This is a genomic window from Haladaptatus sp. T7 (assembly GCF_026008575.1).
GTDB lineage: Archaea > Halobacteriota > Halobacteria > Halobacteriales > Haladaptataceae > Haladaptatus > Haladaptatus paucihalophilus.
In genome coordinates this window covers 391,578-418,038 of record NZ_BROP01000002.1, presented here as the reverse complement: position 1 = coordinate 418,038, position 26,461 = coordinate 391,578, and the positions used below count along the sequence as shown (strand labels likewise).

Below are 26,461 nucleotides of genomic sequence, written 5' to 3'. Positions count from 1 at the left end.
GACCGTGGCGACGCGGAAATCAGTCGTTTTCGGAGTCCGTCGGTTGGTCTGACACCGTTTCCGCCCGTTTTCGTCCGTCCTCTCGACCGCGTTCGGTCCGCCTGCGTTTCACCGCTCGGCCGAGACGACGGGCCACCAGTTCACGGAGTTCGGCCGCGTCGTCGGCGTCCACGTCGGCGGCGTGTGAGTCCTTGCTTCGAAAGCCGATGGAACTCGCGGTGTCCACGACGACCGTCGCCAACGACCACCGTCGCTGGAAGAGCGTTTCGCGCTGGATAACCGTCTGCACCCGATAGTAGGGCACGATGCGCGTCGTCCGTCGCCAAAATCCGTTTCGCGTCACGACGTGTTCGTCGCCGACGTGATAGCCGCGATGTTTCCACTGATACAGTCCGGCGACCGGTGCGAGAAGCAGGAGGGCGAGCGGCACGTACCAGAAATCGACGAAGCCGGTGAATCGGTCGATACCGTAGGCGACGCCGGTCAGGAGCGCGGCCGCGATGGCGTAGCGGACGGTGTAACGCCGTCGCGCCCGCTTCGGCGGGCGCTGGAACGTCGGGTCCTCGAACGATTCGAGCGAGTGGGCGAGCGAGCGGACGCGGCTTCGGACCGCGAGGGGAATCGCCGCCTCGGACCCGCCGGAGGCGGAGGGTCCCTGTCCGGGTGCGTAGCCCGCCGTTTCGACGGAGAGCGCCGCGTAACCGGCCAATCGCATGACGGGGTTTTCCCGGACCGTGAGCGTCTGTATCTTGTCTATCGGGATGCTCCCGTCGTAGCGCTGGAGCAATCCCCGTTCGTAGCGGAGTTCGTCGCCGACGCGCGTCAGCCGAAAGCCGTAGTGGCGCGCGAACGTTATCATCCCGCTGCTCACCCACAGTATGAGCGCGGAGAACACTATCTGGGCGAGACCGACGAGGAACGTCACGCTGGCGAGGTCCACCGTGCTCGTGACGAACGGGACGATGAGAAACACCAATCCGACGGCGCGCGGTTCGATCGAAACGGCCGAGAGCAACAGCAGTTCCTCCGAACTGATCTCGTACAACACTTCCTCGTCGGGACCGTCGGTTTCGTCTTCCGCCTCCCGACCGGTCGAGATTCCGTTCTTTCGGCGCTGTATCTCGCGTTGGAGTCGTCGCGCCTCCTCGTAGGCGACGTATTCGAGGCTAGCTTCGGTTTCGCCGCCGCCCGCGGTTTCCAGTCCGAGCGAGGCGATTCCGGCGATTCGCTGGACGACGTTCCGGTGGATGTCCACGTTCTGTACTCGGCGGAGCGGAATCTCCCGCCGTCGACGCGAGAAGACGCCGGATTCGATGTCGAGCGAGTTGTCCGTGAGTTCGTACTCGAACCGGCGGTGGTAGGCGACTTCCCAGGCCATCACGATGAGCAGGACGGCGAGCAGGAGGACCGCGAAGAGTTCGAGATTCAACCACTCTATCGCGCCGATGGCCGCGAATCCGGCGAACAAAACGGTGGAAACGACGCGGCCACCGCGGGTGAGCATCCGATAGGGGAGCGAGCGGGGGTGTAACTTCATACCGCGTCCTCGTACTCGCTCTCGACCGCGAGGTTCCGAAGACGGCCCTGTAGTTCGCTCGCCCGTTCGGGCGTGAGTCCGGGTATCGTCACGTCCGCTCCCCGCGACCCGGCGGTGTAGACGACGACGCTGCCGAGGCCGAGCAGTCGCTCGATGGGACCGCGTTGCGTATCGACGTGTTGAACGCGGACGAAGGGAACGACGGTCGTGACGCGGGTGAAAACCCCGCGTTCGAGGTACAGGTCGTCGTCGCGGATTTCGAACCGCCACGTGCGATACTTGAACAGGACGTACGCGACCCCGATGACGGCAGCGGCGAGAACGCCCGCGCCGACGAGGGCGAGCGCGAACTCGACGAGAAACCGACGAACCCCGGCGAGCACACCGCCGACGAGCGCCGCGAGGACGAGGACGCTCACGAACCAAACGACGCGGACGCGGGGGTTGAGTGTCTCCATATCTACACGACAGGGTGGATAGGGGATAAAGGTAGGCGTGGTCTACCGGTCGCGTCGTCGAACGAACGCACCCCCGAGCCGGGGCACGACCTTGGAAAGGTATGTCACACTTACTGTGCCGGAATACCACCCGTACCGGAGGAGTACGGATTCCCTACCGTTTCGTTCGGCTGGTACTGATTTCAGTCAGTCGGCGTGGAACAAAGACGCCGGGAAATCGTACATTTCGTGGACAGCATGACCGAGAACTCGCCCACTATCAACCGTCGCCGATTCGTTCAGGCGACTGTCGCCTCGACTGCCATACTCGGAGGCGTCTCGTCGGCAAATGCCCAATCCGGGGGGAACGCCCAGTTCTCCATCGAACAGGACGGGAAATGCATCCCCATCGAACCGCTCTCGATGTCGGGACTACCGGTCGAGGAGTTTTACGACTACCGAACGCCGGACACCGACCCGTCGTCGTACAAGTACGCCTCCTTCGGGACGCAAAACCTCCAACGAAAGGACACCAGCATCCTCTTCCTCTATCAGGGACCGAAGGGGCTGAGCCTCGTGATGATTCACGACAAGATCGACGCCGGTGCGGGAGGTGCGGTGACGTTCCGCATAACCAACCTCCCCGTCAAGGGGAAGTTCATCGTCAAAGACGACTCCTACGACGCCTCGACGAACCGAGACACGTTCGACTACTCGAAACATCGCAACTGGAACGGGAAGGAAAGCGCAAGTGCGAACGTCAGTTGGACGTGGCAGGAGGGTCGCGCCGACGGTGCCGTCTATCGCAGTCTAGGTAAAGATTTCAAGATCACTATCAACCCGCAGTTCAACGAGAAGGCGGTACTGGCGGGTGAAGGAGGGGTGTACGACGGCAAAATCAAGAAATGGGAGGTGTTGTCGGGTGACGTGAACAACCCCACCCGCACGAAGCTGAACATGAACAAGCCCATCACCATCTCCTCGAAAGCGTGTCAGTCCGAAACGACGACGCAGACGACCCAGCAGACGACGGAAGGGTCGGGGGAGACGACCACTCCGATGGAGGGGACGACGACGACGACTCCGCCCTCCAACGAGAGTCAAGGCTTCTTCGGCAAGCTCTGGAGCGGGTTCGTCTCCCTCATCGAAGGGGTCGTATCCTTCTTCACCAGCTTGTTCTGACGCGGAGAAACGTTTTTCGCGGCAGACGCGCCGAATAAAAAACGGGACGGCTGTTTACTCGTCCTGTCCGAGGATGCCGCGGTGAGTCATCGCTTCGGGGTCGATGATCTCGTTCGCTTCCTCCTCGCTCAGGTAGCCCTTCTCGATGACGACCTGCCGGACGGTCTTGTCCTCCTTGAGCGCCTCCTTCGCGGCTTTCGACGCCTTGTCGTAGCCGATGTGCGGGTTGAGCGCCGTGGCGAGCGCCATGCTCTGTTCGACCTGCTCCTCGCAATACTCCGCGTCAACGTCGAGTTTTCGAACGAACTTGTCCGCGAACGTCTCGCTGACGTTCGAGAGGAGTTCCGCCGATTCGAGGAAGTTGTGCGCGAGGACGGGTTTGTACAGGTTGAGGTCTATCTGGCCCTCGGCCGCGCCGTACTCGACGGTGGTGTCGTTACCGACGACCTGCTTGTGAACCTGATTGACGGCTTCCGCGACGACGGGGTTGATTTTGCCGGGCATGATGGAACTGCCGGGCTGGTTCTCGGGCTGGTCGATTTCGCCGAGTCCGTTGCGCGGTCCCGACGCCAGCAGGCGGAGGTCGTTCGCTATCTTGTTGAGCGACCCGGCGACGGTGCGGAGCGCGCCGTGAGCCTCGGCCATCGCGTCGTGGGCGGCCTGCGCCTCGAAGTGGTTGTCGGCCTCGCGGAATCGGATGCCGGTCTCCTCGCTGATGTAGTCGGCGGCGAGCGCGGGGAACTCGGGGTGGGTGTTCAGCCCCGTCCCGACCGCCGTTCCGCCGAGCGCGAGTTCGCTTAGGTGGTCCCTAACGTGGTCGACGCGGGAGAGTCCCTTCTCTATCTGCGAGCGGTAGCCGCCGAACTCCTGCCCGACGCGGACGGGGGTGGCGTCCTGCAGGTGCGTGCGGCCCGTCTTCACCACGCCGTCGTACTCCTCTTCTTTCTCCGCGAGCGCCTCGCGGAGGGTGTCGAGGGCCGGAAGCACGTCCTTTTCGACGGCTTCGAGCGCGGAGACGTGCATCGCGGTCGGAATCACGTCGTTGCTCGACTGGCCGAAGTTAACGTGGTCGTTCGGGTGAATCACGCGGTCCCCGATTTCCTCCCCGTAGATTTCGGCGGCGCGGTTGGCGATGACCTCGTTTGCGTTCATGTTCGAGGACGTACCGGACCCGGTTTGGAAGACGTCCACCGGGAACTGGTCGTCGTGTTCGCCCGCGATAACCTCGTCGGCGGCCTCGACGATGGCTTCCGCTTCGTCCGATTCGATCATCCCGAGTTCCTCGTTCGCCTGCGCGGCGGCCTTCTTCACGATTCCGAGCGCGCGGATGAACCGCCGCCCGAACGTGATTCCCGAGATGGGGAAGTTTTCGACCGCGCGCTGGGTCTGTGCGCCCCAGTAGGCGTTCGCCGGAACTTTCATCTCCCCGAGGCTGTCCTCCTCGATTCGATAATCCTCGTCGCTCATGCGTGTGGAGGGTCGATGTGGGCGAGCGTAAAACCCATCGAAACGGGGCTACCGAAATGGGGCTACGAGGCCGAAACAACTGAATTCAAACACTATCTCGGCTGCAAGCATTCACTCGGAGTAGAATTAATTTAAAAATAATTAAGTAGCTCTTACCGAATAGGTAAATAGACGCATACCGAGGCATCAATATGACAGGCAATAACGACAACGGATTGAATCGACGGACGTACGTCAAAGGAATGGGTCTCGCCGGTACTGCCGGGGTCGCTGGTCTCGCCGGATGCACCGGCGGCGGTGACGACGACAACGGCGGCGACAACGAAAACAAGAACGACGACGGAAGCGGAAAGGACGGTAATACGGACTACAAGAAGCTCGAACTCCAGCACTGGTGGACGGGCGGCGACGGTCACGCCGCGATTACGGCCCTCCTCGACGGATTCAAGGAGGAGTACCCGGACATCGAAGTCAAACCGAACCCCATCGCGGGTGGTGCGGGACAGAACCTGAAAGACGTCGTGAAAAAGCGCGTCCTCCAAGGCAAGCCGCCGAGCTCGTGGCAGGCGTGGCCCGGAAAGAACCTCACGCCCTACGTCGACAACGACATCCTTCACGACATCAGCGATTCGGTCTGGTCGGAAAACGGAATGAAGGACGCCTATCGGAGCGGTCCGAAGGAGGTCGCCAAGCTGGACGGGAAGTTCGTCGCCGTTCCGCTGAACATCCACCGGCTGAACAACCTCTTTTACAACACGAAGGTCGTCGAAGACGCGGGCGTCGATCCGAAATCCATCTCGAAGCCGTCCGACCTCACCGCCGCGATGAAGAAGGTGGAGAGCAACACGGATGCGGTCGGGATGGCCCAGCAGACGAAATCGCCGTGGTCCACCCTCCAACTGTGGGCGCAGGTCCTCCTCGGCGAGTCGGGCGTGAAGACCTACAACGCCGTGATGAGCGGCAAGGTCGACGCGAACAAGAAGGCCGTGAAAAACGCCCTCTCCATCGTCAAGGAGTACAAGGCGCACTTCAACAAGGACTCCGGGTCGCTCGACTGGCAACAGGCCAACAAGAAGATCCTCAAGGGAGAGGCGGCGTTCTTCCACCAAGGCGACTGGGCGGCGAGCATGTACCGCGAACAGGAGAACTTCGAGTACGAAAAGCAGTGGAACCACGTTCCGTTCCCCGGAACCGAGAAGATGTACGCGCTCAACATGGACTCGTTCCCCTTCCCGAAACAGAACCCGTCGCCGGAGGCGACCAAGAAGTTCCTCCAGTACGTGGGTTCGAAGGACGCACAGGAGCGGTTCAACCCCAAGAAGGGGTCGATTCCGCCGCGGACCGACGTCTCCAAGGAGAAGTTCGGGCCGTTCCTCTCCCAGCAGATGGATGACTTCAAGAACTCGAAATCGCAGCCGCCGTCCGTCGCCCACGGATTGGCGACGACGCCGGAGACGTTGACGAACCTGAAAGACGCAACGGCGTCGTTCATCTCGAACTGGAACGTCGATAAAACGGCCAACCAGTTCTCGAATTCGTTCAACTAAATCCGAAACGCACACCAAACTTTTCCACATGCAACGAATATACAGAAAATTGAAGCGGTTGGTATCCGGCGAGGACGAATCGCTCCGCGCCGACGGCGGAACGACGGTCGAGCACGCGGAGAGCGAGTCACTGCTATCGAGCGAGTTCGTCCAGAGCCTCCCGTTCTGGTTGCCGCCGTTCCTGTTGATGGGCTTTTTCGTGTACGGTGCCATCGGCTGGAACTTCATCATCTCGCTTACGGATTTCGAGACGTTCCAACTGCCGACGTACAAACTCTCGGCGCTCGATTTCGAGATGTACCGGCAGTTGTTCAACGACCCGGGATTCTGGACGGCGGCGCGGAACACGCTCGTCCTGCTCGTCGCGTTCACCGGGTTGTGTCTCGTCTTCGGGTTGATCCTGGCCATCATCGTCGACCGGGACATCCGGTTCGAGAACACGTTCCGAACCATCTACTTGCTCCCCATGAGCCTCTCGTTCGTGGTGACGGCGAAGTTCTGGGCGTGGATGTACAACTTCAACAGCGGGATGATCAACGTCACCTTCCGGAGCTTCGGTCTCGACTTTCTGGCCCACCAGTGGATAAGCGACCCGACGACGAAGTTGGCCGCGGTCATCTTCGCGCTCATCTGGCAGTTCAGCGGGTACGCGATGGTCGTCTACCTCGCGGGCTTGCGGGCGATTCCGGACGAGCACTTCGAGGCGGCGCGGGTCGACGGCGCGAGCACGTGGCGCATGTACCGCCGCGTCATCGTGCCGCAGCTTCGGGCCTCGACCGTCAGCGCGGCGGTCGTGCTCATGGTCTTCGCGCTGAAGGCGTTCGACTTCCTGTACGTGATGTTCGGCCGTCAGCCCGGTCCCGCCGCGGACATCCTCGCGACGATGATGTACCGCGAGGCGTTCGGCTCGCTTCACTGGGCGTACGGGTCCGCCATCGCCATCGTCCTCTTCGTGATGGCGCTGGCAGTCGTGACGCCGTACCTGTACAACGAATATCGACGAGGTGAACTATGACGACACGACTTCAACGGAGGCAGCGATGAGCGGAACACCGGCCGCACCCGACCCCGAAAATCGGACGTGGACGGACCGGGTGAGACGCAGCGTTCGAACGACGAGCACGAGCAGGGCGCTGTTGTACGTCGTGTTGTTCGCGCTCGTCGCGTTCTACCTCGCACCGCTGGAAGCGGGTATCATGACGGCGTTCAAGACCCAAAACGCGTTCAACACGTCGCTGCCGTTCTTCCCCCCGCTCGGAGACGGGTTCACGCTCGAAGCGTGGCGCGTCGCGTTGGACAAACTTCAGTCCGGGTTGGTGAACAGCCTGCTGTTGGCCATCCCGGCGACCGTCCTGTCGGCGACGCTCGGTAGTTTCGCCGCCTACGGCATCACCAACGTCGATTGGAAGTACCAGATGCCCATCGTCGCGCTGTTCGTCGCGGGTATCTTCATCCCGTATCAGGCGGTGCTGGTGCCGCTCGCACGGTTGTTCACCATCGTGGACACGCAGGCGCTTCTCTCGCCGCTGTGGGGACTGCCGTTCATGCACGAGTACTACGCGAACCTCATCAATCTCATCATCGCGCACACGGCGTACGGGATTCCCATCACGTTCCTGCTGTTCCGGTCGTACTACCGGAACTTCTCGGACGAGATGTTGGAGGCGGCGCGACTCGACGGCGCGAGCGTGTTCAGCATCTACCGGAACATCGTCCTTCCGCTGTCGAAGCCGATGTTCGCCGTGACGCTCATTTACCAGTTCACGCAGGTCTGGAACGACCTCCTGTTCGCGCTGGTCATCATCCCGAGCGGGAGCGGTTCGTCGGCACCGGTGACGGTCGCGTTGAACAACTTGAGCGGCGGTATCATCCAATCGTTCGGCCTGCAGATGGCCGGGGCGTTCATCGCGGCGATACCCACGCTCATCGTCTACGTCCTGTTCGGAGACCAGTTCGCAAAAGGAGTTGCAAGCTAATGATATCGATATACACGACACAACGGAGGAGTACGGATGGCTAAGCTCACACTCGACGGCGTGACGAAGGTGTTCGACGACGGCGGCGACGACATCGTTGCGGTCGATTCGGCGGACGTCGACATCGACGACGGCGAATTCCTCGTCCTCGTCGGTCCGTCCGGATGCGGAAAATCGACGACGCTCCGCATGATAGCGGGGCTCGAAACCGTCTCGGCTGGCGAGATTCGCCTCGGCGAGACGGTCATCAACGACCAACCGCCGACGGCGCGCAACATCGCCATGGTGTTCCAGTCCTACGCGCTCTATCCGCACATGACCGTGCGCCAGAACATGAGCTTCGGGCTGGAGGAATCGACGGACATGCCGAAAAGCGAAATCACGCAGACTGTCGAGGACGCCGCCGAGATGCTCGGCATCGCGGACCTCCTCGACCGCAAACCCGGCGAACTCTCCGGCGGGCAACAACAGCGCGTCGCGCTCGGCCGCGCCATCGTCCGGGACCCGGAAGTGTTCCTGATGGACGAACCGCTGTCGAACCTCGACGCCAAGCTTCGGTCGCAGATGCGCACCGAACTCCAGCGGTTGCAGGAGGACCTCGGCGTGACGACCGTCTACGTCACCCACGACCAGACGGAGGCGATGACGATGGGCGATAAAATCGCCATCCTCAACGACGGGAAACTCCAGCAGGTCGCCACCCCCATCGAGGCGTATCACCAACCGGCGAACCGGTTCGTCGCCGGGTTCATCGGCGAGCCGTCGATGAACTTCTTCGAGATGGAGCGGAACGGCGATTCGCTCGTCGGCGAGTGGTTCGAATATCCGCTGTCCTCGGAGACGGCGGCGGAACTCGACGACGCCAAGCGCGTGACGCTCGGCGTCCGACCCGAGGACGTGGAACTCGTCGCCAGCGGCAGCGGCGACCACGAATTCCGGACCGTCGTCGATGTCGTCGAACCGATGGGTAACGAGAACAACGTCTACCTTCGGTTCGCGGGCGGCGACGAGTCGAAACCGATGGAAGAACGGGAAACCTTCGTCGCGACGCTCAGCGGAATGCGGACCATCGAGGACGGGCAGGAGGTCATCGCCCGGATTCCCGAGGAAGCGATACACCTGTTCGATGCCGAGACGGGAACGGCGCTTCGCAACCGGCGTCTCGACCAAGAGGCGACGATTCCGAATCGCTGACCCCGAATCGGTATTTGAAATCCCGACCTACCGCTGGTCGTACTCTTCTGGCGTGTACGTTTTCAGTTCGAGCGCGTGGATATCCGTCGTCATGTGGTCGCCGAGCGCGTCGTAGACCAACTGGTGTTGTTCGACCAGCGTCTTGCCCTCGAACGCCGGGGAGACGACGGTCGCGGCGAGGTGGTCTTCGTCGTGGACGCCCCGCGGGTGGCTCACGGTCGCGTCCGCGTCGTTCAGTTCGGATTCGATGAGTTCGGCGACTTCGTTCGCGTTCATGAACGACCTTTTTCCGTCGGCGACCAAAAGACGACGGGTTCGAACACGCCGACGGTCGAATCAGGCGCGGACTATTTCGTCGAGTCGCCCGACCGTTCTCGCATCCGGTTCCGTCCCGTTGCGGTCGCCCGACAGTTCGACGCGCTCGACGGGAGGTCGTCTGTATTCGGTGTAGACGTTCCAGACGGTCCCGTCGTCGGCTTCGACGGTGAACTCCTGAACGTCGTCGTCAGGTTGCCAAACGCGGGTAATCTTCCCCTCGACGGTTCCGCCGCCGCTCGACTTTTCGGGCGACCAGTCGAACGCGACCGCCATCCCTTCCGTTACTTCGTTCGGTTCGAGCGTCCTGTCAGTCATCATCGACCGTAGCGCCTCGACCACCCTGAACGTACTGGCCCTACGTCCACTGGTCGAGGCCGGTCTGGGTGATGCTCTCTTCGATGCGCTCGAAGCCGCGCGCCACCTCGTCCTCGCGGATGTCCCACTCCTCGGTGACGTACTCGCGCGCCGCCTCGATGTCCGGGTCCATCTCCGGGTCGAACTCGAACTCGTCGGTCACGTCGGGGTCGAGGAACATCCCGCGGATGACGTCCACGTTCTCGATGTACGCGTCCCGTTCTTCGAGGACGCCCCAGAGGTCGCCGTGCTCTGTGACGCCCTTGAGCGCCGTCTTCGGGCCGACGCCGGAGACGCCTTCGTTGAAGTCGGTGCCACAGAGGATGGCGATATCGACCAACTGCTCCCACGTGATGTCGTGTTCGTCGAGCGTCGCCTCGAAGTCCATCAGTTCGGGATTCCCCTTGCTCGTCAGTTGACGAAGGGTGAGCGGCGCGCCCAGCAAGAGCGCGTCGTAATCCTCGGTCCCGGCGTAATCGACCGCGCCGGTTCGCGCCATGTGCGCCGCCTGCGCCTCGCCCTCCGCGGGCGCTTCGATAACCGGCACGTCGAGCAGGTCGAGCAGTTCCCGCGTCGTCTCCTGAATGACGGGGGTGAGTCGCTGGGTGTGGGCGTCGAGCCGCGCGACTTCGATTGCGTCACCCTCCTCGCGCGCCTCCTCAAGTCGCTCCTCCAGTTTCTCGCGCTGTTCGCGCCGGTCCTCGATTTCGTCGCTCTTGAGGTCGGTCACGTGGCCGTCGAAGACGAACACCGGCGTCAGGTCGTGCTCGAAGAATTTCGGTAAGCCCTGGACGACGCCGACGAGATTTGCGACTTCGGTGCCGTCCTCGGTGGTGTACACCTCGTCTCGCGTCCATTTCACCGTCGTCGTGAGGTAGCGATAGAGCCAGTTGTGCGCGTCGATGGCGACGAGCGATCCCTCGATGTCGTCGAAGCTGATCTCTTCGAGGGATGCGAGCTGTCGAAGTGCGGAGTTTCCCATTTGGCGACGCTACGGGCGGGAAGGGCTTCAAAGCACCCTCTTCGACGCGCCGAGGGGAGGTCCGTGGCACGGAAAACGACGAAAATGAGCGAAAAACCCGCCCGACTAACTGCCGGAGTCGGTCGTCGTGGTCGTGGTAGTCGTCGTCCCGGAACCGTCGTCGGTCGTGGTTGTCGTGTCGCTCGTCCCGGTCGTTGTAGTCGTATTCGTCGTCGTTGTGGTTGTATTCGTGGTGGTCGTGTCGGAGTCGTCGCCGTTCGTCGTAGTCGTCGTGGTCGTTTCGGAATCCGACTCCGACCCACGTCCGAGCGCGGCGTCGAGTTGCGCTTTCGTCTTCTTCGGGTTCACCGTCGGTGCCGTCACCGTGTCGCCGACGACGATGCGGGGAACGGCCGAAATCGGAATCTCGTGTACCTGGTCCATCGTCCGTTCGATTTGGGACTGGTACTTTTTCGCCTCGATTTGCGAGGTGATTTTGGGGAGGTGGCTCACGTCGGCCTCCTCGGCGATGCGGACGAGCGTCTCCGTCGTCGCCCACCCCGGCGAACTGTTCTGGTTCTGGAACATCGTACCGAAGTACGTCCAGTAGGATTCGGGGTCCTCGTTCCAGACAGACAGTCCGGCGCGTGCGGCGCGGGGTTCGTCCGGGCCGTGGAACCCTTCGCCGTCCTCGTAGGCGACTGCGCGGAACTCGATGGCCACGTCGCCGGGTTTTACGTACTCCTCGATGAAGGTCGGTAGGATGTTCAGGACGAAGTCGTGGGTGTACGGGCACTTCCACGCGCCGTAAAACTTCGCCGTCACCGAGGCGTCGTCGTCGCCCATCGTCGCGTACTCGTTCTCGGTCGGCTTGCTCGGCAGCGGAACCGACCGGTACGCTTTCGGCGACGGTTCGACCTTCTCCGGGGGACCCTCGTCGGACGCCGACTTCGAGTCGTTTTCGGTGTCGGTCGTCTCCGGGGCCGCCGGGCCCTCCTCCGTGGTAGTCGACTGTTCGCCGCCGGACCGTTCGCCCGTCGTCTCGGGACTCCCGTCCTTCGAGAAGGCCGAACACCCCGCAATTCCGGCCGAGAGTCCCGCCCCGATGACGCCGAGCACTCTTCTTCTATCGTCTCTCACTACGATACGGAAAGAGATACTCCACCTTCGTTAATAGGGCGTTAATAGCTGAATGAACGGGTCGAGGACCGCGAACGCGCACCGCACTCGAATCGGGCGAGGGACCTCGAAATTCACTCCCGCGGGGGAGTCGCTCCCTCCTTCGACGCAAGAAATGCTTGTTCCCCCGACGAGAGGTCGCGCTCGCGGTAGCGGTCCAAGCCGTCCTGATAGCGCTCGCGCCCCGCTACGGGACGTGGATGTTCCAAGACGAGTTCGGCCAACCCGGTGTCCTCGCCGGTGAACCCGAACCCCGCCCGGTAGAGCGCTTGGTACGCGTAGGGGTTGTTTACCGCGATTTTCACGCGGTGATATCCCCGGTCGTGAATCCGCTCCGTCGTGAATCGGGCGAGTTTCGGGCCGATTCCCTCGCCGCGTCGGTCGGCGTGCACGGTCACGTACCGGAGCCACATCGTCCCGTCGTCGGTTCGGTCCTCGTTGAACGCGATGGCTGCGACGACCGATTCGTCGCCGAAGCTCACCGGCGGGCGTTCCGACGGCCGCTCGGCGCGGACGACGGCCTTCCCCGTGTTCGACATCACGAACTTGCCCGCGTAGCTGAACCGCTCGTAGTCGAGGCGTATCTTCGGCCCGTCGTCCGGCCAGCCCAATACCGCGTACTCCATGTCATCCGGTTTCGACGCGACGTACATCCATCCATCGGGGCGGTCGCGGGAGAACGGATGTCGGTCCCCCGCCGGATTTTATGTGGTCGCCTTCGTTGTTCCGATATGACCCCTACCGACGGCGACATCGGACATTTCGACCGCATCGCGCGCTTTTACGACTCCTTCTCGCCGGAATCGGACTCCGACGTCCTCCGCGAGGGACTCGAACAGGCGGAGCGTCCGATAGAGCGAATCGCCGACGTCGCCGGGGGAACTGGTCGTGCCGTCCGGTCCTTGGATGTCAACGAGGAGGTCGTGATCGATGCGTCGGCGGGGATGCTCGCACAGGCCCACGGTCACGGCTTAGCCTGTGTGCGCGGCGACGCCACGAGACTGCCGCTGACGAGCGAGTCCGTCGATGCCGCCGTCATCTCCGACGCGCTGCATCACATCGGCGACCCGGACGCGACGCTCGCGGAGGTCGAGCGAATCCTCCGTCCGGGCGGCGTGCTCATCGTCCGCGAGTACAACCCGGCGACGGTCCGCGGGTGGTTCCTCGTCCGCGGCGAACACCTGCTGGGGATGGACTCGACGTTCGTCACGCCGGAGGCCTTGGTTCGGAAGTTGGACGCCGCGAATCTCGTCCCGCGCGTTCGAAATCGCGGATTCGACTACACCGTCGCGGGCGTCAAGCCGACACCGGGAACGCCATAACCCCGGCGTTCCAACACCGTGTATGAGCAGTGCGTTCGGCACCCGACGGTTCGACCGCTCGTCAACCACGGCAGGACTGGTCATCGGCGACGTGGTGGTGTTGGTCGTCCTCCTCGCAATCGGAGCGATGCGACACAACGAGAACATCATCGGGAATCCCGGCTACTTCGCCGGGACCGTCGCGCCGTTCCTCATCGGGTGGATAATCGCGTCGCTCGTCGTCGGACTGTACAGTTCACGCGCGCGTCGGTCGGTCCGCAGTTCGGTGCTGTTCGCGGACGGAACGTGGGTCATCGCCGCGCTCATCGGAGCGGGCCTTCGCGCGACGTCGTTCTTCCACGGCGAGTCGCCGCTCACGTTCGTCCTCGTCATGCTCGGCTTCGGACTGCTCTTCATGACCGTCTGGCGACTCGTGGCGAGCGTCGCGTCGAACGCGTTGTAACCTCCCCGTTCCGCCGGTCGAAGGCTGGCTCCGCGGCCCGTAGCGTGAAGTGACTCCCGACTGTGGATTTCGTGATGTCATCCATCCCGACGGAGTTTCAGGAGTTGTTCGAGAAGCCGGTGTTCGCGTACTTCGCCACGCTCACGCCGGACGGCCTGCCGCACGTAACGCCGGTGTGGGTCGATTACGACGCCGACGAGGACAGAGTGCTGGTCAACACCGAACGCGGTCGGCGCAAGGAGCGAAACGTACGAGAGAATCCGAAAGTCGGAATGGGGATGACGGACCCCGACGACCGCTACCGAGCGCTCTCCGTCCTCGGCGAGGTGGACGAAGTAACCGAAGACGGTGCCCGGGAACACATCGACGACCTCTCACGACGATACACCGGCGAGGAGTACCAACCGGAGATTCGAACGGCGCGGGTCCTCCTCAAAATTCGCCCCGACGAGGTTATCGCTCACGGCGGGGACTGACGGAACGCGTTCAGATGGTGACGCGCCGGTATTCGACGTAGGAGTACACCGTGAGGTAGACGGAGGCGAGAAGCACCGGCCCGACCATCAGGTAGATGGCGTACTGCGGGACAAAGACGGCGAGGACGGCGAGGACGCCCGCCAGTTTGAACAGCGGCCCGGCGCGCGTGTGCGTCTTCTTCCACACGTCGTCGTTCGAGAGCGTCCACGGGGTCTTGATGCCGACGAACCAGTTGCGCTCGACGCGATTCATGAGCGCGCCGATGAAGTAGAACAACACGCCCATCGCCGGGGCGAGGACGGTCGTGAAGTTGAACCGGTAGCCGAGGTTCCACAGGATGGTCAGCAGGTGGACGTACAGCATGAAGGCGACGAACAGGACGACGAACAGGTCGTAGTACTCCCGAAACGCCGCGACGTTCTCCCGGAGCGGGTCGATGCGTGGAAGCGCGGCGAGCAGGACGAGGAGTCCCGCGGTCAGCGTCGGAAGAAGCAGTAAGCCCCACAGTTTCGGCATCGTCCCGTCGGCGGCACCGCTCGCGTTCCAGTGGGTCGCCATCTGTCCCGGCATTCGGGGATAGAAGTACGCGCTGAGGCCGAACGAAACGACGACGAGCGCGAGCGCGATGAAGTACGATTTTCTCCCCTTCATAGACGATAATTGTTCTCGTACCAATATAAACCTACGCGGGTTTCCTCAAACACAATCCTGATTGACCTCCGGTCGGTCCGTTTCGCCATGAGTACTACCGATATCGATTATTCTGCACGTGCGAAAGACGTGCTCGGCTTTTCCAGATGGTGGCAGGTCGCCGCCGCCGTCGTGATGATGGGGCTCGTCAGTCCCTATCAGTACGTCTGGTCGTCCATCCGTTCGCCGATGGCGAACCGCCTCGCCATCGACCCGGCGGCGCTCGGCGCGGTGTTCACCCTCTTCGTCATCTTTCAGGCGGGGTCGCAGTTCCCGGTGGGTTGGTGGCGCGACAGACACGGCCCGCGTGCGCTGACGCTACTGGCCGGACTCCTCGCCGGAGGCGGCTACCTCGGTCTCTCGCGTGCGACGAGCGTCTGGCAGTTGTACGTCCTCTACTCGCTCGGGGCCGTCGGGGTCGGCATCGTCTACACGGTCGCGGTGAACACGGCGCTGAAGTGGTTCCCGGACCGTCGCGGCCTGACGACCGGACTCGGGACGATGGCCTTCGCGGGCGGGAGTGCGCTGGTCGTTCCGTACGTCCGGGCGAACGCGACGGCCGCGAACTATCCCGGCGTCCTCCGGAACATGGGCCTGCTCATCGGAATCGGAATCATCGTCGGTGCGGTCGTGCTTCGGGACCCGCCGAAGGGGTGGCTCGAAGCGACGACGAACGGGGGAGACGACGCCGGTTCCGACGCCGACCCGACCGCGAGAAAGCAGTACACGTGGCGCGAGATGGCGGGGACGTGGCAGTTCTGGGTGATGTACGTCATGTTCGTCTGCGCCAGTGGAGCCGGACTGATGCTGACCGCGAAGGTCGTCTCCTTCGCCGAAAACCTCGGTTTGGCGGCCGTCATCGCGACGGTTTCGGCGACGGTGTTGCCGGTCGCGGGCGGCGTCGGCCGTCTGGTCGTCGGGGACGCCTCGGACCGCCTCGACCGCGAGAAGGCGATGGCGGCGTCCTTTTTCCTCTGTGGAATCGGCCTATTCGCGGTCGTCTGGTTCGCGCGCGCGGAATCGAACGTCGGATTCATCCTCGCGGTCATCGTCGCCACGTTCTTCTGGAGTCCGCAGTACACGCTGTTCCCGAGCGTCGTGGGCGATTACTACGGCCGAGAACACTCGTCCGCGAACTACGCGCTCCTCTACTCCGGCAAGATGTGGGGCGGGGTGTTCGGCGGGGCGGTCACGGGCTTTCTCATCACCGCGACGGGGTGGACGACGGCGTTCCTCGTCGGGGGCGTGCTCGCAATCGTGGCGGCGGTCGGCGCGCTGTTCCTCCGTCCGCCGACGGACAGCTAATTGTTCGAACCAATTCTGTCCGTAATTTTCTTCCAGTGGTTAGCACGGTTATCAGTGACACGATTTGGGCGATTGGTGGATTACTACTGGGCATCGACGAACCCCTCGAAAGTCCAATATTCGCGCTTCTCTGCCTCCGTATTCCAGATACATCTCTATAAGTTATGAGTACTATTTCCGTAGATTCCTTAGAGCATTCCCAAGGCATACAGGAAACAGCTGCTTTTCCTACGGGAAACAGTTATATACCTGCACCGCATATTATAGAATACATTATGACTGGATACTACGACCTCATTCTCGGACTGATCCCGCTCGCACTCGTCGGCGTAACCGGAGCGTTCAGCGCGGCCGGGCTCGCACTGACCACTGCAGTACCCCTCGGAGCGACCGTCTCGGTCCTCCTCATCGGACACGCGCTGTTCGTGAACGGTCCCGTCGATGAAACGCCCGCCCCGAACCCCCAGTCATCCACGCCAATCAACTCCGCTGACTGAATCCCTTCGATTTCCCTCTCTCCTCTTCTCTCTTCCTTCGATTCCCGTTACCGTTCCTTCCCTCAATTCCCTTCGATACCCGTCAGAGTCCCGACTCTCCATCGCGTCTCCGGTTCCCCATTACATATCCGATTTCTGACCCTCCTCGTTCCCGGTCCGGTCGGTTCCCGCTTCCCGTTCCTCAACGGTTTTGTCGCTGGCATCCGTTTTGTGAGCCATGACCGAGACGCTGTTTTTGACGAGCGACGACGTTGCAGGACTGGCCGGAATGGACGAGTTCGTCGATGCCGTGCGCGACGGCTACCGCCAGCGGGGGACGGGCGCGCCCGCGAAACCCCGAACGACGCTGGTGAACGACGAACCGGCGGGGATGTTGACCGGCTACTCGGCGATTCTCCCCGAAACCGGCGCGATGGGGGGGTACATGTACTCGGCCGGATTCGGCGCGGGCGATGCGTGGTTCATGACGCCGCTGTTCGACGCCGAGAGCGGCCAGCCCCTCGCGCTCATCGACGGCGCGAGCATGAATCCGTTCAAGACGGGGGCGGCGGGTGCGGTCGGACTCGACGCGCTCGCCCGCGAGGACGCGACCTCCCTCGCAATCATCGGTAGCGGCGCACAGGCGCGCGGACAACTCAAAGCCGCCGTGACCGTCCGCGACATCGAAACCGTCTCCGTCTTCTCGCCGACGAAGGAGAGTCGCGAGTCGTTCGCGGCCGAGATGAACGAGGCGCTCTCCGCGTCGGTCGCCGCCGTCGCCAGCAGCGCCGCGGCAGTCGAGGACGCGGACATCGTTATCACCGCGACGACGGCCAGCGAACCGGTGTTCGACGGCGACATCCTCGAAGACGGGACGCACGTCACCGCGATGGGACAGTATCATCCCGAAAAGAGCGAGCTCGACGAGACGACGATAGAGCGCTCGAAATACGTCCCCGACTTGCGAGAGCGGGCGACGCAGGACGCCGGGTCGTTCCTCGCGGCGCTGGAGTCGGGTGCGGTGGACGAGGACCACATCCACGCCGAACTCGGCGAGGTGGTCGCGGGCGAGAAACCGGGTCGCGAATCCGAAGACGAGATAACCGTCTTCGACAGCGGCGGGACCGGCATCGAAACCGTCGCCTCGGCGTACATGCTCTACGAGAAGGCGACGGCGGAGGAACTCGGCTCGACGATTTCGCTGTCGCCCGCGAGCGAAGCGTTGACCGGGGAATAGCGTCCGTTTACGACCGCGACCCGACCCACGCGCCGAGGGCGATGCCGTAGATGGCGTGTCCGGCGTGGAATATCGTCGATTCGTCCTCTTCGAGCGTCATCCCTACCAACCGACCGAGCATGACGCGCTCGCCGAAAATAGAGAGGAGCAGTCCGTAACCGAGGCCAGCGATGGTCCCCTCCGTTTCGGCGTCGAGCGCCGAGTTCGACCCCTCGCCGAACGCGACGCTGAAGAAACCGCCAGCGACGGCACCGTACAGCGCGTGGAGGAAGAAGGCACCCAGCGGATGCTCGTCAGGGTTGCCACCGACGTATCGTGCGAGAAAGTCCGCCGTCGGCGGGTACGATACGGAGACGGACTCTCGAAACACGGTCATGACGACGGTGCTGAAAAGTCCGCCCACGAATCCGTTTTTGACGTTCGAAGCCATACGACGGATCCACGGGGTCCGCGTCGATAGCTGTGGTGGCAAAGCGGACGGCGAACGCGCTTACGCCGACCAGCCGACCTGCTCTTTCGCCTTCTCGATGGCTCCCTCGACCTTCTTTTCGAGTTCGTCGATGGAGCGCTCGACGTGGTGGACTCGCTCGCGCGGTATGCGTCGAACCACGTCGTCCCCGTCGTCGTTTTCCCCGACCTTGACGAGCCAGTGGTCGTCGAAGTACACGATGTCGTCGTTCTCGACCGCTCGTTCCTGTACCTTTCCGTCCGGGTCGTCGTAGACGATAGTCGCGGTGCCTGTGTCCGGCATCGTTCGTTCGTGGGACGACTGAACTGAAACCTCCTTCGGCCGGAACGAAACTCACTCCTCGTTCGCCCGGCGACGGATATCGACGCGATAGTCCGAAAGCACGTCCCGCCCGAGGATGAGGTGGTGGCGCATGTGGCTTCTGTCCTCGACGCTGGCCGTGACGCGGTGCCACCGCCCGCCGATGCCGATGTCCACGTCCACCAACGGCCGTGTTTTGCTCGTTTTCCCGCTGCCGAACTTCACGGCGGCGCTGCTCTTGACGGGTCCCGCGCCGACGCGCGACGCGAGGTCGATGCCGATGCTCGTTCGGGTCGCGCCGGTGTCCGCCTTGGCGACGACCGACGCCGCCTCGCGCATGCCGTTGACCGTCACCCACTCCGTGTAGCCGACCGTCCGCCGTCCGTTCGCCGCGGCCGAATCGACCGGCTTGCAGTTCGGAATCGAGTCGTCGAGCGCCCTCGCAACCGCTTCGACCCGTTCGCTGGCGACCTCGCCGCCAGCGCGTTCGATGGCGTACCGGGCGATGAACGGGGCCGCGCTGTTGCCGGTCGCGCGGAAGAGGCCGGTAAACCCCGCCGTCGGGTTCACTTCGAGGACGTACCAGTCGCCGTTCCACTCCATCACGTCGACACCGGCGACGTCGAGACCGAGGACGTGCGTCGCCTCGCGTGCGATGGTTCGAACCTCGTCGGGAATCTCGTCCGTCGCGTCTTCCGGTGTTCCCCCGCGCGCAACGTTCGTCCGCCAGTCGCCGTTCGGGGCCGAGCGTCGCATCGCGCCGACGATTTCGTCGCCGACGACGTAGACGCGGACGTCGGACTGTCTCCCGTCTTGGTCGAGAAACCGCTGGAGGAACGTGTGTCTGTTGCCGACCATCGGCGTCGGCCGTTTGCCCGTCCCGACCTTCCACGCGGCTTCGCCGTGAGTTCCGATTCCCGCCTTCTGGAGTATCGGCCCGCCGACGAAGCGACGACCCTCCGCGAACGTGGCGGCGGACAGCCCGAGGAACGAATCCGGCGTCCTGATGCCGTGGTTCGAGAGGCGGACCGCGGTCGCGTACTTGTGAATCGCGGTCAGCACGGCGTCCGGCCGGTTGACCATCGGGCGGAGTCCGGCGACCGCGTTAGCGATTTCGAGGTGTTCCAGCGGGTGTTCCGCGGTCGTCAACAGCAGCCGATTGACGACGATATCCACGTCCGGGGCGAACCGCGGCTCGTCGTCGAGTATCTGAATCCGGGTGTTTCCCTTCCGTAACCAGACCGGCGTGTAACCGAGGTCCTCAACCGCGTTCAAAATGGCCTTCGTCTCCTTGCTGTTGTGAAAACTGAGGACGCCGACCCGAATCGGGGCGTCGTCTGTGCGAGCCATACGCACTCTAGGCGTGGAACGAGCCTGTCGGTTTCGTCGGTCAGAAACCAGGAGAGGTCCGAAAACGGTCGTGTTACAGTCCGAGGGCTTTCAGCAGCGGGATACCGCTCGCCAGCGCGCCGACGAGGTACCCGCCGATAGCGCCGCCGTTCAGGAGCGGCAGTCCGGCGTGTGCCCGACCCTTCATCACCATCCAGAGCAGGACGACCAGTCCGACGAGCGTCCCGACCATCGCGGTCAGCGCGGGCAGGTTGAGCGCGATACCCGAGAGAAGCGGTTCGGCCGGGGAGAAGAAGGCCGCGCTGGCGACCATCACGGTCGGCATGACGGCATCGCCGAGTCCGATGAAGAACGCGTCCCGGTCGTGAGCACCGCTTCCGGCCTCGTCCGTCTCGACGTCCTCGCCGCCGTCCACTGCCTGTTCGTCGGCCGACGCCGCCACCTCGTCCTCGTTCACCGCACCCTCGCTGGTGGCCTCCACCGCGTCTTCGAGGAAGGAGTAGGAGAGCGACAGCGGAATCACGAGGATGACGGGTATCTTCAGGTCCATCACGCCCGAGGCGAGCGTCAGCATGTGTTCCGTGCCGTAGACGCTGATGGCGTCGTACACCGCGAGCACCGCGAGCAGGAGAATCGCGGGGAGCAGGCCGAAACTGATGCCGAACAGTCCGGCCGACCCGGCCCCCATCACGACGCCCGCCGAGTCGATGACGTACCATTCGGGATAGAGCAACAGCGCGACCGAAACGAGCGCGGCGGCGGCCCACGCGAGGACGTTGACCGGTGACCCATCGACCGTGACGGTGACGACGGCCGGAATCACCACGGTAAAGACGTACAGCGAGAGCATCCCGCTCGTGAGGATGATTATCGCGCGGAGAATCCACTCCACGCCGAGTTTGATGACCAACAACATTCCCGCCGTGAAGACGAGGATGACGCCGATGTAGACGAGGCTGTTCGTCGGATTGGAGGGGTCCTTGACCGTCTGGTAGCCCGCCGTCTTGAACGGCCCCACCAGCGCCAGTGCGCCGAGTTGCACCGCCAGAAAGATGGCGACGGTGAACCCGGAGGCGACGAACTCCCGCGTTCGAGTATCCATATGCGGAGAAGGAAGTGCCCCCTCTTTGTGGTTTTGGGTTCGTCGGACGGCTGGTAGTTCGTGAACCGAGCGCGAAACCGCTAGCGGGCGTAGAGCTTCGACCCGACGAGCATCGCCAGTTGCGCGTCCTCGTCCGGCGACACCGCCACGTACGGCCGCGACACCGGCCCGAACACGTCCACGACCCGACCGACTTCCGACAGCCCTTCGTCCACCACCGTCGTCCCGATGTTCGGGTACTCATCGCTCGGCGACCGCACGATGGCGAGTCCTTGGGCCGTCCGGACGACCTGTCCCAACCGCTGCATCAGTTGCGCATGGCCGTGACGTACGCGGCGACGGCCTGAATGAGGTCGTTCTTCGAGGAGTCGTCGGCGTTCTGCACCAACACGCGACCGCGCGCCGTCCACCCCTCGCGGGAGTAGGCTTTGTCGCGTTCGATGACGGTATCGTAGCCGACTTGTTGCACCGCTCGGGCGATCTCGTCCACCGTCGGGTCCTCGACGGCGGATTCCTGGGGCACCCGCCGCCCCTCGCCGCGGGTCAACTCCGCGTCGATGTAGGCGGGCCAGATGACTATCTCGACCATACCTACCTCTCCACAGTCCCGCGTTAAACGCCTTTTCGTGTCACGCCGAGGCGGGAACCGATGTCGGTCGTGGGTCCGCTTCCGTTACGGACGATACGGAATAGTAGAATACAGTATATGAAGATGGAAGAAAGTAGATGGAAGTGTAGAGTAGCAGAAAACAGTAGAGAGCAGTAGAAAACAGTGTAAAATAGTATAAAATAGTATGAGAACAGAGGATTCAGTAGTAGTACAACAACAATCAGTACTTTTCACTACGCTTTAGTAGATTACCTTGGCGGTCACGGTGAGGGCAGCAGGGAAAGTCGGGGGATTTCGAACCGCTCAGTCGCGCCGCGCCAGCAGTCCGACCAGCGCGACGGCGGCGACGGCGACGGGAACGCCGAGTCCGGGTTGGCCGTTCGATTCCGTCGTCGTGGCGGCAGTAGTCGTGGTCGTTTTCGAGTCGGTGCCGCTCGTGTCCGTGTTCGTGGTTTCAGTCGTCGTGGTGACGTTGGCCTGTGCGTACGCCTCCGGGTGGAGCGTCTTCGCCAGTTTCGTGATGGGTGTCACGATTTGCGGGGCGGGTTGGCTCACGTAGTTCGGGTTCAGCGAGACGGTCCGGTTCTCCTTCGCGGCCGGGGTTTCGCCGTAATCGTCGGGAATCTTCGAACCGGCCGAGAGGATGAACCAGTCGGGTTGCTGTTCGACGACGACTTCGCTGCTGATCGGCTGATAGCTCTTTATTCCCGCCTCGGCCGCGACGTTCGTTCCGCCCGCTTGCGTGATGATGGTGTCCATGAAGGTTCCCGACCCGGCGGTGTACCCGCCGCTCATCACGTACATGACCTTAGGGCTGTCCTCGCCCTCGACGGCCTGATGGACGGTTTCGATGCGGTCTTTCATCCACGAGACGGTCCGTTGTGCGCCGTCGCACTCGCCGGTGAGTCGCCCCGTGAGTTCGGTTTTCGCGTAGATGTCGTCGATGGACTTCGACTCGCGGAACTTGTACACCGTCAGCCCCGCATCGCGGAGCTTCTTCACCGTCTCGTCCGAGATGACGTTGGGCGCGAGAACGAGGTCGGGTTCCTGCGCGACGACCTTCTCGGGGACGGCCGCCGTCATCCCGGAACCCGAGACGTTCGCCTTCGCGCTCGCGCCGTCGAGGTACGCGGAGTACTTCGAGACGCCGACGACTTTCTCCTTCCCGCCGATCTTCCACATCGTCTGGGCCGCGCTCGGCGAGAGCGTGACGATCCGACTCGGTTCTTCCTCTATCGTGACGTTCGTGCCCGTCGCGTCGGTCTTCGTGACCGGGAACGAGCAGGTCTCCTGTGCACCGGCGACGCCCGCGCCGAGGCCGACTCCGAGGGAGCCGACGACCGCGGCGACGAGCACCAGTGCCGACAGCAGTACGCGTCTCATACATCGGCCGTCGAGCGTATTCAATAAATATTTACCTAAAGCAACTTCACTTTCAAAGAGATGCGATACGGGACGCGCGTGACGACGTGGTGTGCGGGGTTGGCGGCGACGCTCGTCGCCGTCGTGCTGGTGAGCGCGGCCATCGGTCCGACCTCGCTCTCGCCTGTCGTCGTCGGCAAGGCCATTCTCAACGCGGTGGCGGTGCCGACCGGCGTCCGACTCGGCAAGCAGGCGCTCGTCGTACCCGGCGGACTGACCATCGGGGTTCCCGCGCTGGACCTTCGGTACGGTCACGTCTTCTCGTTCGCGGTTCCACACACCGCCGAGGTCATCGTCGTTCGACTTCGACTGCCGCGAATCGCCCTCGCCGGAGTCGTGGGCTTCGCCCTCGCAACCGCGGGCGTCGTGATGCAGGGTTTCTTCCGCAACCCGATGGCGGACCCGTCCATCATCGGCGTCTCCTCCGGCGCGGCGGTCGGCGCGGTGGCGACCATCGCGCTCTCGATTTCCATCCCCTTCGCGCTCCCCCTCTTCTCGTTCGGCGGTGCAATCGCCGCCGCCTTCGGCGTCTACCTGCTGGCGACGCAGAACGGGCGAACCCCCGTCGCCACCCTCCTCCTCGCCGGTGTCGCGGTACAGACGCTCCTCGGTGCCGTCGTCTCCTTCCTCCTCCTCCGGAGCGGCAGAAGCCTCCGCGAGGCCGTGCTGTGGCTGATGGGTCACCTCCACAACGCGTCGTGGACGAAGGTCGGCCTCGCGCTCCCCGTCTCCGTCCTCGGATTCGCCGTCCTCCTCGCGTTCGCGGCCGACCTCAACGTTCTCCTGCTCGGCGAGGAGGACGCCCACAACCTCGGCGTGGAAGTCGAGCGGACGAAGCGCCTCCTTCTCACCGTCGCCAGCGTCGTCACCGCCGCCGCGGTTTCGGTGTCCGGCGTCATCGGGTTCGTCGGCCTCGTCGTCCCGCACATCATGCGCCTGCTGGTCGGTCCCGACCACCGCATCCTGCTCCCCACCAGCGCGCTCGCCGGGGCCGTCTTTCTGGTCGCAACCGATACCGTCGCTCGCTCCGCCGTCGGCGCGGTGGACCTCCCCGTCGGCATCGTCACCGCCTTCCTCGGCGCGCCCTTCTTCCTCTATCTGCTCCGCAAACGCGAGGTGCGCTCGCTGTGATTCGAATCGAGGACGTCTCGATAACGCTCGGCGAAAACGAGGTCCTCGACGGCGTGTCGGCGTCCATCGACGAAGGGCGTTTCGTCGGCCTCGTCGGGCCGAACGGGGCGGGCAAGACGACCCTCCTCCGCGCGACCAACGGCGTCCTTTCGCCCGATTCGGGCCGCGTGGTCGTGGACGACGACGCTATCGAGGACCTCTCCTCGAAGGCCGCCAGCCGTCGCGTGGCGACCGTACCACAGGACACCTCGCTCTCGTTCGATTTCGACGTGCGCGACGTGGTAGCGATGGGTCGGAACCCGTACCGGACCCGATTCGGGAGCGAAATAGGCGCGAAACCCGCGGGGAGCGACGGATTCGACGGGGAAACGAGGACCGATGTGGTTGAACGCGCGATGGACCGAACCGAGGTGTCGGCGTTCGCCGACCGCTCCATCACCGAGGTCAGCGGCGGCGAGCGCCAGCGCGTGTTACTGGCGCGGGCGCTCGCACAGGACACCCCCGTCCTCCTGTTGGACGAACCGACCGCCAGCCTCGACATCAATCACCAAGTCCGCACGTTCGAACTCGTCCGCGAACTCGTCGCCGACGGGAAGACCGTCGTCGCCGCGATTCACGACTTGAACCTCGCCGCCCACTACTGCGACGAACTCCTGCTGCTCGCGGACGGGTCCGTGCTCGCCGACGGAACCCCCACCGAGGTACTCGCCGAGGAGACCCTCCGCGAGGCGTTCGACACTCGCGCGGTGGTCTCCAGACACCCCGTGACCGGTTCGACCTACGTGACCGCGCTCCCCGAGCGAACCGCCGGAACCGACGGCAATGGCGACCGCGAGGACGATGGGAGCGGTCGGGTGCACGTCATCGGCGGCGGCGGAACCGTCTCACGTCTCCTCTACCTGCTCTCGGCGGCGGGCCACGAGGTGTCCGTCGGCGTGTTGAACGAGGGCGACTCGGACCTCGAAACCGCCCGCCACCTCGGACTGGAGACGGTCGCCGAAGAGCCCTTCGCGCCCATCGGCCCCGAGGCGCGAACCGTCGTCGAGCGGCGCATCCGCGAGGCCGACGTGACCGTCCTCGCCGACGTCGAAATTGGGACGGGCAACGTGGCGAACCTGGACGCCGCCGCCGAGGCGGAATCGGTCGTCGTCGTGGAGGAACGACCCTTCGAGGACAGGAACTACGCCGGAAGCGAGGCGGCGGTTCGGTACCGGTCGCTCCGCGAGCGCGGAACGGTGGTGTCCCCGGACGACCTCCTCTCGGCGGTCGCCGACGCGGTGTGACCGCCGTCGGAATCTCGGTTTTGTGTCACACTCTCCGTCGCCGTTTGTCCGCGTACAAGGGACGCTTACGCCGTCACGACCGGTTCGCGTAGCGCCGTTGTGCCAGTTCGAACAGCATCAGCGCGGCGAAGGCGCTCGCGGCGAGCATGACGATGGCCGCGATGCCGACCGGCACGGACGGCGCGATGACGGCCGCGGTTCCCAGCAGGGCACCCGAAACGAGCGCGGTGAGAAACCGCTTGATGCCGGTGAACGAGGCGAACTTCTGTGCGACCGTCGGGTCGAGCCCCACGATTCGGGACCAGACGACGTAGAGCGAGACGACGACGAGAAACGACAGCGCGGCGACACCCAACAACAGAAAGAATGCGTCAAGTTCCACGTAGGTTCGACTCTGTTGCTACTCAGGGTGGGGCACGCGGACATAAGTCTACCGAATGATAGTATCGAAAGCAAGGGAGATAGCGCAGTGTGGGGTCTACGGTATCTCGGGATGAGAACTTACGTGAGAGGATTGGTGACACTTTGGGAGGAAGCCAACCTCCCGCCAGAGCCTCCGGCACCGCCGAGATACGCGTGCTCACACTGACTGACGCGCCCGAGTCAGGAAGGGGCGCATCCGTTTCTATGACTTCCGCCACCTTTGTTATACGCCCGCTAAACCACCGAAAAACCGACCTTATCCACACCGGA

30 protein-coding genes are annotated in these 26,461 nt (G+C 63.5%); 13 read left to right on the top strand and 17 right to left on the bottom strand.

The features are described 5' to 3' along the window. Positions 1-19: 19 nt before the first annotated feature. Both OPC11_RS08285 and OPC11_RS08280 read right to left on the bottom strand, forming a co-directional pair. The gene (locus tag OPC11_RS08285) at positions 20-1,537 is read right to left on the bottom strand and encodes a PH domain-containing protein (protein ID WP_264781581.1); all 1,518 of its coding nucleotides are present in this window, start codon (positions 1,535-1,537) and stop codon (positions 20-22) included. After that, complete coding sequence (locus tag OPC11_RS08280; RefSeq protein WP_264781580.1) at positions 1,534-1,995, bottom strand: PH domain-containing protein; 462 nt, start codon at positions 1,993-1,995, stop codon at positions 1,534-1,536. Before OPC11_RS08280 ends, OPC11_RS08285 begins: the two co-directional genes overlap by 4 nt. A 237-nt stretch (positions 1,996-2,232) precedes the next feature. Here OPC11_RS08280 and OPC11_RS08275 point away from each other — a divergent pair, with 237 nt between their 5' ends. After that, positions 2,233-3,156: a hypothetical protein gene (locus OPC11_RS08275; protein ID WP_007978515.1), complete on the top strand. Its 924-nt coding sequence runs from the start codon at positions 2,233-2,235 to the stop codon at positions 3,154-3,156. Between the two features lie 54 nt (positions 3,157-3,210). Here the strand turns inward: OPC11_RS08275 and OPC11_RS08270 are convergent, their stop codons facing one another. Then, positions 3,211-4,623 (bottom strand): class II fumarate hydratase, encoded by a 1,413-nt coding sequence (locus tag OPC11_RS08270; RefSeq protein WP_264781579.1) that lies wholly within the window; start codon positions 4,621-4,623, stop codon positions 3,211-3,213. Between the two features lie 191 nt (positions 4,624-4,814). Here OPC11_RS08270 and OPC11_RS08265 point away from each other — a divergent pair, with 191 nt between their 5' ends. Genes OPC11_RS08265 through ugpC form a run of 4 tightly spaced genes read left to right on the top strand, consistent with a single transcriptional unit; the run spans position 4,815 to position 9,340 of the window. Beyond that, complete coding sequence (locus OPC11_RS08265; RefSeq protein ID WP_264781578.1) at positions 4,815-6,170, top strand: ABC transporter substrate-binding protein; 1,356 nt, start codon at positions 4,815-4,817, stop codon at positions 6,168-6,170. Between the two features lie 28 nt (positions 6,171-6,198). After that, complete coding sequence (locus OPC11_RS08260) at positions 6,199-7,185, top strand: sugar ABC transporter permease (RefSeq protein ID WP_007978521.1); 987 nt, start codon at positions 6,199-6,201, stop codon at positions 7,183-7,185. Positions 7,186-7,210: 25 nt separating this feature from the next. Then, positions 7,211-8,146: a carbohydrate ABC transporter permease gene (locus tag OPC11_RS08255; protein WP_007978523.1), complete on the top strand. Its 936-nt coding sequence runs from the start codon at positions 7,211-7,213 to the stop codon at positions 8,144-8,146. Positions 8,147-8,182: 36 nt separating this feature from the next. Further along, positions 8,183-9,340, top strand: coding sequence for a sn-glycerol-3-phosphate ABC transporter ATP-binding protein UgpC (ugpC, locus tag OPC11_RS08250; protein ID WP_264781577.1), 1,158 nt, complete (start codon positions 8,183-8,185; stop codon positions 9,338-9,340). Positions 9,341-9,367: 27 nt separating this feature from the next. Here ugpC and OPC11_RS08245 read toward each other — a convergent pair whose 3' ends face one another. The 5 genes from OPC11_RS08245 to OPC11_RS08225 form a co-directional block, all read right to left on the bottom strand. Beyond that, the gene (locus tag OPC11_RS08245; RefSeq protein ID WP_026177688.1) at positions 9,368-9,616 is read right to left on the bottom strand and encodes a BolA family protein; all 249 of its coding nucleotides are present in this window, start codon (positions 9,614-9,616) and stop codon (positions 9,368-9,370) included. A gap of 60 nt (positions 9,617-9,676) precedes the next feature. After that, positions 9,677-9,976, bottom strand: a complete 300-nt coding sequence (locus OPC11_RS08240) for a hypothetical protein (protein ID WP_264781576.1) — start codon at positions 9,974-9,976, stop codon at positions 9,677-9,679. Between the two features lie 37 nt (positions 9,977-10,013). Further along, the gene (gene fen / locus OPC11_RS08235; RefSeq protein ID WP_264781575.1) at positions 10,014-10,994 is read right to left on the bottom strand and encodes a flap endonuclease-1; all 981 of its coding nucleotides are present in this window, start codon (positions 10,992-10,994) and stop codon (positions 10,014-10,016) included. Between the two features lie 105 nt (positions 10,995-11,099). Continuing rightward, complete coding sequence (locus OPC11_RS08230; RefSeq protein WP_264781574.1) at positions 11,100-12,113, bottom strand: thioredoxin domain-containing protein; 1,014 nt, start codon at positions 12,111-12,113, stop codon at positions 11,100-11,102. Between the two features lie 113 nt (positions 12,114-12,226). Then, positions 12,227-12,778, bottom strand: a complete 552-nt coding sequence (locus tag OPC11_RS08225; protein WP_026177689.1) for a GNAT family N-acetyltransferase — start codon at positions 12,776-12,778, stop codon at positions 12,227-12,229. A gap of 105 nt (positions 12,779-12,883) precedes the next feature. Between OPC11_RS08225 and OPC11_RS08220 the strand changes: the two genes are divergently transcribed. The 3 genes from OPC11_RS08220 to OPC11_RS08210 all read left to right on the top strand — a co-directional run bounded on the left by OPC11_RS08220 (position 12,884) and on the right by OPC11_RS08210 (position 14,392). Continuing rightward, a complete protein-coding gene (locus tag OPC11_RS08220; RefSeq protein WP_264781573.1) occupies positions 12,884-13,474 on the top strand; it encodes a methyltransferase domain-containing protein in 591 nt (196 codons plus the stop codon). 22 nt (positions 13,475-13,496) lie between these two features. Next, the gene (locus OPC11_RS08215; protein ID WP_264781572.1) at positions 13,497-13,916 is read left to right on the top strand and encodes a DUF3054 domain-containing protein; all 420 of its coding nucleotides are present in this window, start codon (positions 13,497-13,499) and stop codon (positions 13,914-13,916) included. Positions 13,917-13,990: 74 nt separating this feature from the next. After that, the gene (locus OPC11_RS08210) at positions 13,991-14,392 is read left to right on the top strand and encodes a TIGR03618 family F420-dependent PPOX class oxidoreductase (protein ID WP_007978538.1); all 402 of its coding nucleotides are present in this window, start codon (positions 13,991-13,993) and stop codon (positions 14,390-14,392) included. 10 nt (positions 14,393-14,402) lie between these two features. Here OPC11_RS08210 and OPC11_RS08205 read toward each other — a convergent pair whose 3' ends face one another. Further along, positions 14,403-15,044, bottom strand: a complete 642-nt coding sequence (locus OPC11_RS08205; protein WP_264781571.1) for an SdpI family protein — start codon at positions 15,042-15,044, stop codon at positions 14,403-14,405. Positions 15,045-15,131: 87 nt separating this feature from the next. Here OPC11_RS08205 and OPC11_RS08200 point away from each other — a divergent pair, with 87 nt between their 5' ends. The 3 genes from OPC11_RS08200 (at position 15,132) to OPC11_RS08190 (ending at position 18,101) form a co-directional block, all read left to right on the top strand. After that, on the top strand, positions 15,132-16,388 hold the full coding sequence (locus OPC11_RS08200; RefSeq protein ID WP_007978541.1) for an OFA family MFS transporter: 1,257 nt from the start codon (positions 15,132-15,134) through the stop codon (positions 16,386-16,388). 275 nt (positions 16,389-16,663) lie between these two features. Continuing rightward, entirely contained in the window at positions 16,664-16,885 is a 222-nt protein-coding gene (locus OPC11_RS08195) for a hypothetical protein (protein ID WP_007978542.1), read from the top strand. Positions 16,886-17,102: 217 nt separating this feature from the next. Beyond that, positions 17,103-18,101, top strand: a complete 999-nt coding sequence (locus OPC11_RS08190; RefSeq protein ID WP_007978543.1) for an ornithine cyclodeaminase family protein — start codon at positions 17,103-17,105, stop codon at positions 18,099-18,101. Between the two features lie 7 nt (positions 18,102-18,108). Here OPC11_RS08190 and OPC11_RS08185 read toward each other — a convergent pair whose 3' ends face one another. From OPC11_RS08185 to OPC11_RS08155, 7 genes are all read right to left on the bottom strand, one after another. Beyond that, positions 18,109-18,531, bottom strand: coding sequence for a hypothetical protein (locus OPC11_RS08185; RefSeq protein WP_007978544.1), 423 nt, complete (start codon positions 18,529-18,531; stop codon positions 18,109-18,111). A 60-nt stretch (positions 18,532-18,591) separates the two neighbouring features. Beyond that, positions 18,592-18,852: a hypothetical protein gene (locus OPC11_RS08180; RefSeq protein WP_007978545.1), complete on the bottom strand. Its 261-nt coding sequence runs from the start codon at positions 18,850-18,852 to the stop codon at positions 18,592-18,594. A 51-nt stretch (positions 18,853-18,903) separates the two neighbouring features. Continuing rightward, positions 18,904-20,220 carry an aspartyl protease family protein gene (locus tag OPC11_RS08175; protein WP_264781570.1) on the bottom strand — a complete coding sequence of 439 codons (1,317 nt, stop codon included), beginning with the start codon at positions 20,218-20,220 and terminating at the stop codon, positions 18,904-18,906. 73 nt (positions 20,221-20,293) lie between these two features. Then, positions 20,294-21,322 (bottom strand): presenilin family intramembrane aspartyl protease PSH, encoded by a 1,029-nt coding sequence (locus tag OPC11_RS08170; RefSeq protein WP_264781569.1) that lies wholly within the window; start codon positions 21,320-21,322, stop codon positions 20,294-20,296. An 80-nt stretch (positions 21,323-21,402) separates the two neighbouring features. After that, on the bottom strand, positions 21,403-21,630 hold the full coding sequence (locus tag OPC11_RS08165) for a Gar1/Naf1 family protein (RefSeq protein WP_007978548.1): 228 nt from the start codon (positions 21,628-21,630) through the stop codon (positions 21,403-21,405). After that, complete coding sequence (gene srp19, locus OPC11_RS08160) at positions 21,630-21,911, bottom strand: signal recognition particle subunit SRP19 (protein ID WP_007978549.1); 282 nt, start codon at positions 21,909-21,911, stop codon at positions 21,630-21,632. Before srp19 ends, OPC11_RS08165 begins: the two co-directional genes overlap by 1 nt. Before the next feature lie 324 nt (positions 21,912-22,235). Then, positions 22,236-23,315 carry a PGF-CTERM-anchored ABC transporter substrate-binding protein gene (locus OPC11_RS08155; RefSeq protein WP_264781568.1) on the bottom strand — a complete coding sequence of 360 codons (1,080 nt, stop codon included), beginning with the start codon at positions 23,313-23,315 and terminating at the stop codon, positions 22,236-22,238. Between the two features lie 60 nt (positions 23,316-23,375). Here OPC11_RS08155 and btuC point away from each other — a divergent pair, with 60 nt between their 5' ends. Next, positions 23,376-24,485, top strand: a complete 1,110-nt coding sequence (btuC, locus tag OPC11_RS08150) for a vitamin B12 ABC transporter permease BtuC (protein WP_264781567.1) — start codon at positions 23,376-23,378, stop codon at positions 24,483-24,485. Beyond that, entirely contained in the window at positions 24,482-25,768 is a 1,287-nt protein-coding gene (locus OPC11_RS08145; protein ID WP_264781566.1) for an ATP-binding cassette domain-containing protein, read from the top strand. Before btuC ends, OPC11_RS08145 begins: the two co-directional genes overlap by 4 nt. A 73-nt stretch (positions 25,769-25,841) precedes the next feature. On the opposite strand, the gene OPC11_RS08140 is transcribed toward OPC11_RS08145, so the two are convergent. Beyond that, positions 25,842-26,150, bottom strand: coding sequence for a hypothetical protein (locus OPC11_RS08140; RefSeq protein WP_007978553.1), 309 nt, complete (start codon positions 26,148-26,150; stop codon positions 25,842-25,844). Positions 26,151-26,461 lie beyond the last annotated feature (311 nt).

Bases quoted from the DNA above. Each gene is read 5' to 3' on its own strand.
- OPC11_RS08285 (WP_264781581.1), bottom strand. From the start codon at position 1,537: ATGAAGTTACACCCCCGCTCGCTCCCCTATCGGATGCTCACCCGCGGT.
- OPC11_RS08280 (WP_264781580.1), bottom strand. From the start codon at position 1,995: ATGGAGACACTCAACCCCCGCGTCCGCGTCGTTTGGTTCGTGAGCGTC.
- OPC11_RS08275 (WP_007978515.1), top strand. From the start codon at position 2,233: ATGACCGAGAACTCGCCCACTATCAACCGTCGCCGATTCGTTCAGGCG.
- OPC11_RS08270 (WP_264781579.1), bottom strand. From the start codon at position 4,623: ATGAGCGACGAGGATTATCGAATCGAGGAGGACAGCCTCGGGGAGATG.
- OPC11_RS08265 (WP_264781578.1), top strand. From the start codon at position 4,815: ATGACAGGCAATAACGACAACGGATTGAATCGACGGACGTACGTCAAA.
- OPC11_RS08260 (WP_007978521.1), top strand. From the start codon at position 6,199: ATGCAACGAATATACAGAAAATTGAAGCGGTTGGTATCCGGCGAGGAC.
- OPC11_RS08255 (WP_007978523.1), top strand. From the start codon at position 7,211: ATGAGCGGAACACCGGCCGCACCCGACCCCGAAAATCGGACGTGGACG.
- ugpC (WP_264781577.1), top strand. From the start codon at position 8,183: ATGGCTAAGCTCACACTCGACGGCGTGACGAAGGTGTTCGACGACGGC.
- OPC11_RS08245 (WP_026177688.1), bottom strand. From the start codon at position 9,616: ATGAACGCGAACGAAGTCGCCGAACTCATCGAATCCGAACTGAACGAC.
- OPC11_RS08240 (WP_264781576.1), bottom strand. From the start codon at position 9,976: ATGATGACTGACAGGACGCTCGAACCGAACGAAGTAACGGAAGGGATG.
- fen (WP_264781575.1), bottom strand. From the start codon at position 10,994: ATGGGAAACTCCGCACTTCGACAGCTCGCATCCCTCGAAGAGATCAGC.
- OPC11_RS08225 (WP_026177689.1), bottom strand. From the start codon at position 12,778: ATGGAGTACGCGGTATTGGGCTGGCCGGACGACGGGCCGAAGATACGC.
- OPC11_RS08220 (WP_264781573.1), top strand. From the start codon at position 12,884: ATGACCCCTACCGACGGCGACATCGGACATTTCGACCGCATCGCGCGC.
- OPC11_RS08215 (WP_264781572.1), top strand. From the start codon at position 13,497: ATGAGCAGTGCGTTCGGCACCCGACGGTTCGACCGCTCGTCAACCACG.
- OPC11_RS08210 (WP_007978538.1), top strand. From the start codon at position 13,991: ATGTCATCCATCCCGACGGAGTTTCAGGAGTTGTTCGAGAAGCCGGTG.
- OPC11_RS08205 (WP_264781571.1), bottom strand. From the start codon at position 15,044: ATGAAGGGGAGAAAATCGTACTTCATCGCGCTCGCGCTCGTCGTCGTT.
- OPC11_RS08200 (WP_007978541.1), top strand. From the start codon at position 15,132: ATGAGTACTACCGATATCGATTATTCTGCACGTGCGAAAGACGTGCTC.
- OPC11_RS08195 (WP_007978542.1), top strand. From the start codon at position 16,664: ATGACTGGATACTACGACCTCATTCTCGGACTGATCCCGCTCGCACTC.
- OPC11_RS08190 (WP_007978543.1), top strand. From the start codon at position 17,103: ATGACCGAGACGCTGTTTTTGACGAGCGACGACGTTGCAGGACTGGCC.
- OPC11_RS08185 (WP_007978544.1), bottom strand. From the start codon at position 18,531: ATGGCTTCGAACGTCAAAAACGGATTCGTGGGCGGACTTTTCAGCACC.
- OPC11_RS08180 (WP_007978545.1), bottom strand. From the start codon at position 18,852: ATGCCGGACACAGGCACCGCGACTATCGTCTACGACGACCCGGACGGA.
- OPC11_RS08175 (WP_264781570.1), bottom strand. From the start codon at position 20,220: ATGGCTCGCACAGACGACGCCCCGATTCGGGTCGGCGTCCTCAGTTTT.
- OPC11_RS08170 (WP_264781569.1), bottom strand. From the start codon at position 21,322: ATGGATACTCGAACGCGGGAGTTCGTCGCCTCCGGGTTCACCGTCGCC.
- OPC11_RS08165 (WP_007978548.1), bottom strand. From the start codon at position 21,630: ATGCAGCGGTTGGGACAGGTCGTCCGGACGGCCCAAGGACTCGCCATC.
- srp19 (WP_007978549.1), bottom strand. From the start codon at position 21,911: ATGGTCGAGATAGTCATCTGGCCCGCCTACATCGACGCGGAGTTGACC.
- OPC11_RS08155 (WP_264781568.1), bottom strand. From the start codon at position 23,315: ATGAGACGCGTACTGCTGTCGGCACTGGTGCTCGTCGCCGCGGTCGTC.
- btuC (WP_264781567.1), top strand. From the start codon at position 23,376: ATGCGATACGGGACGCGCGTGACGACGTGGTGTGCGGGGTTGGCGGCG.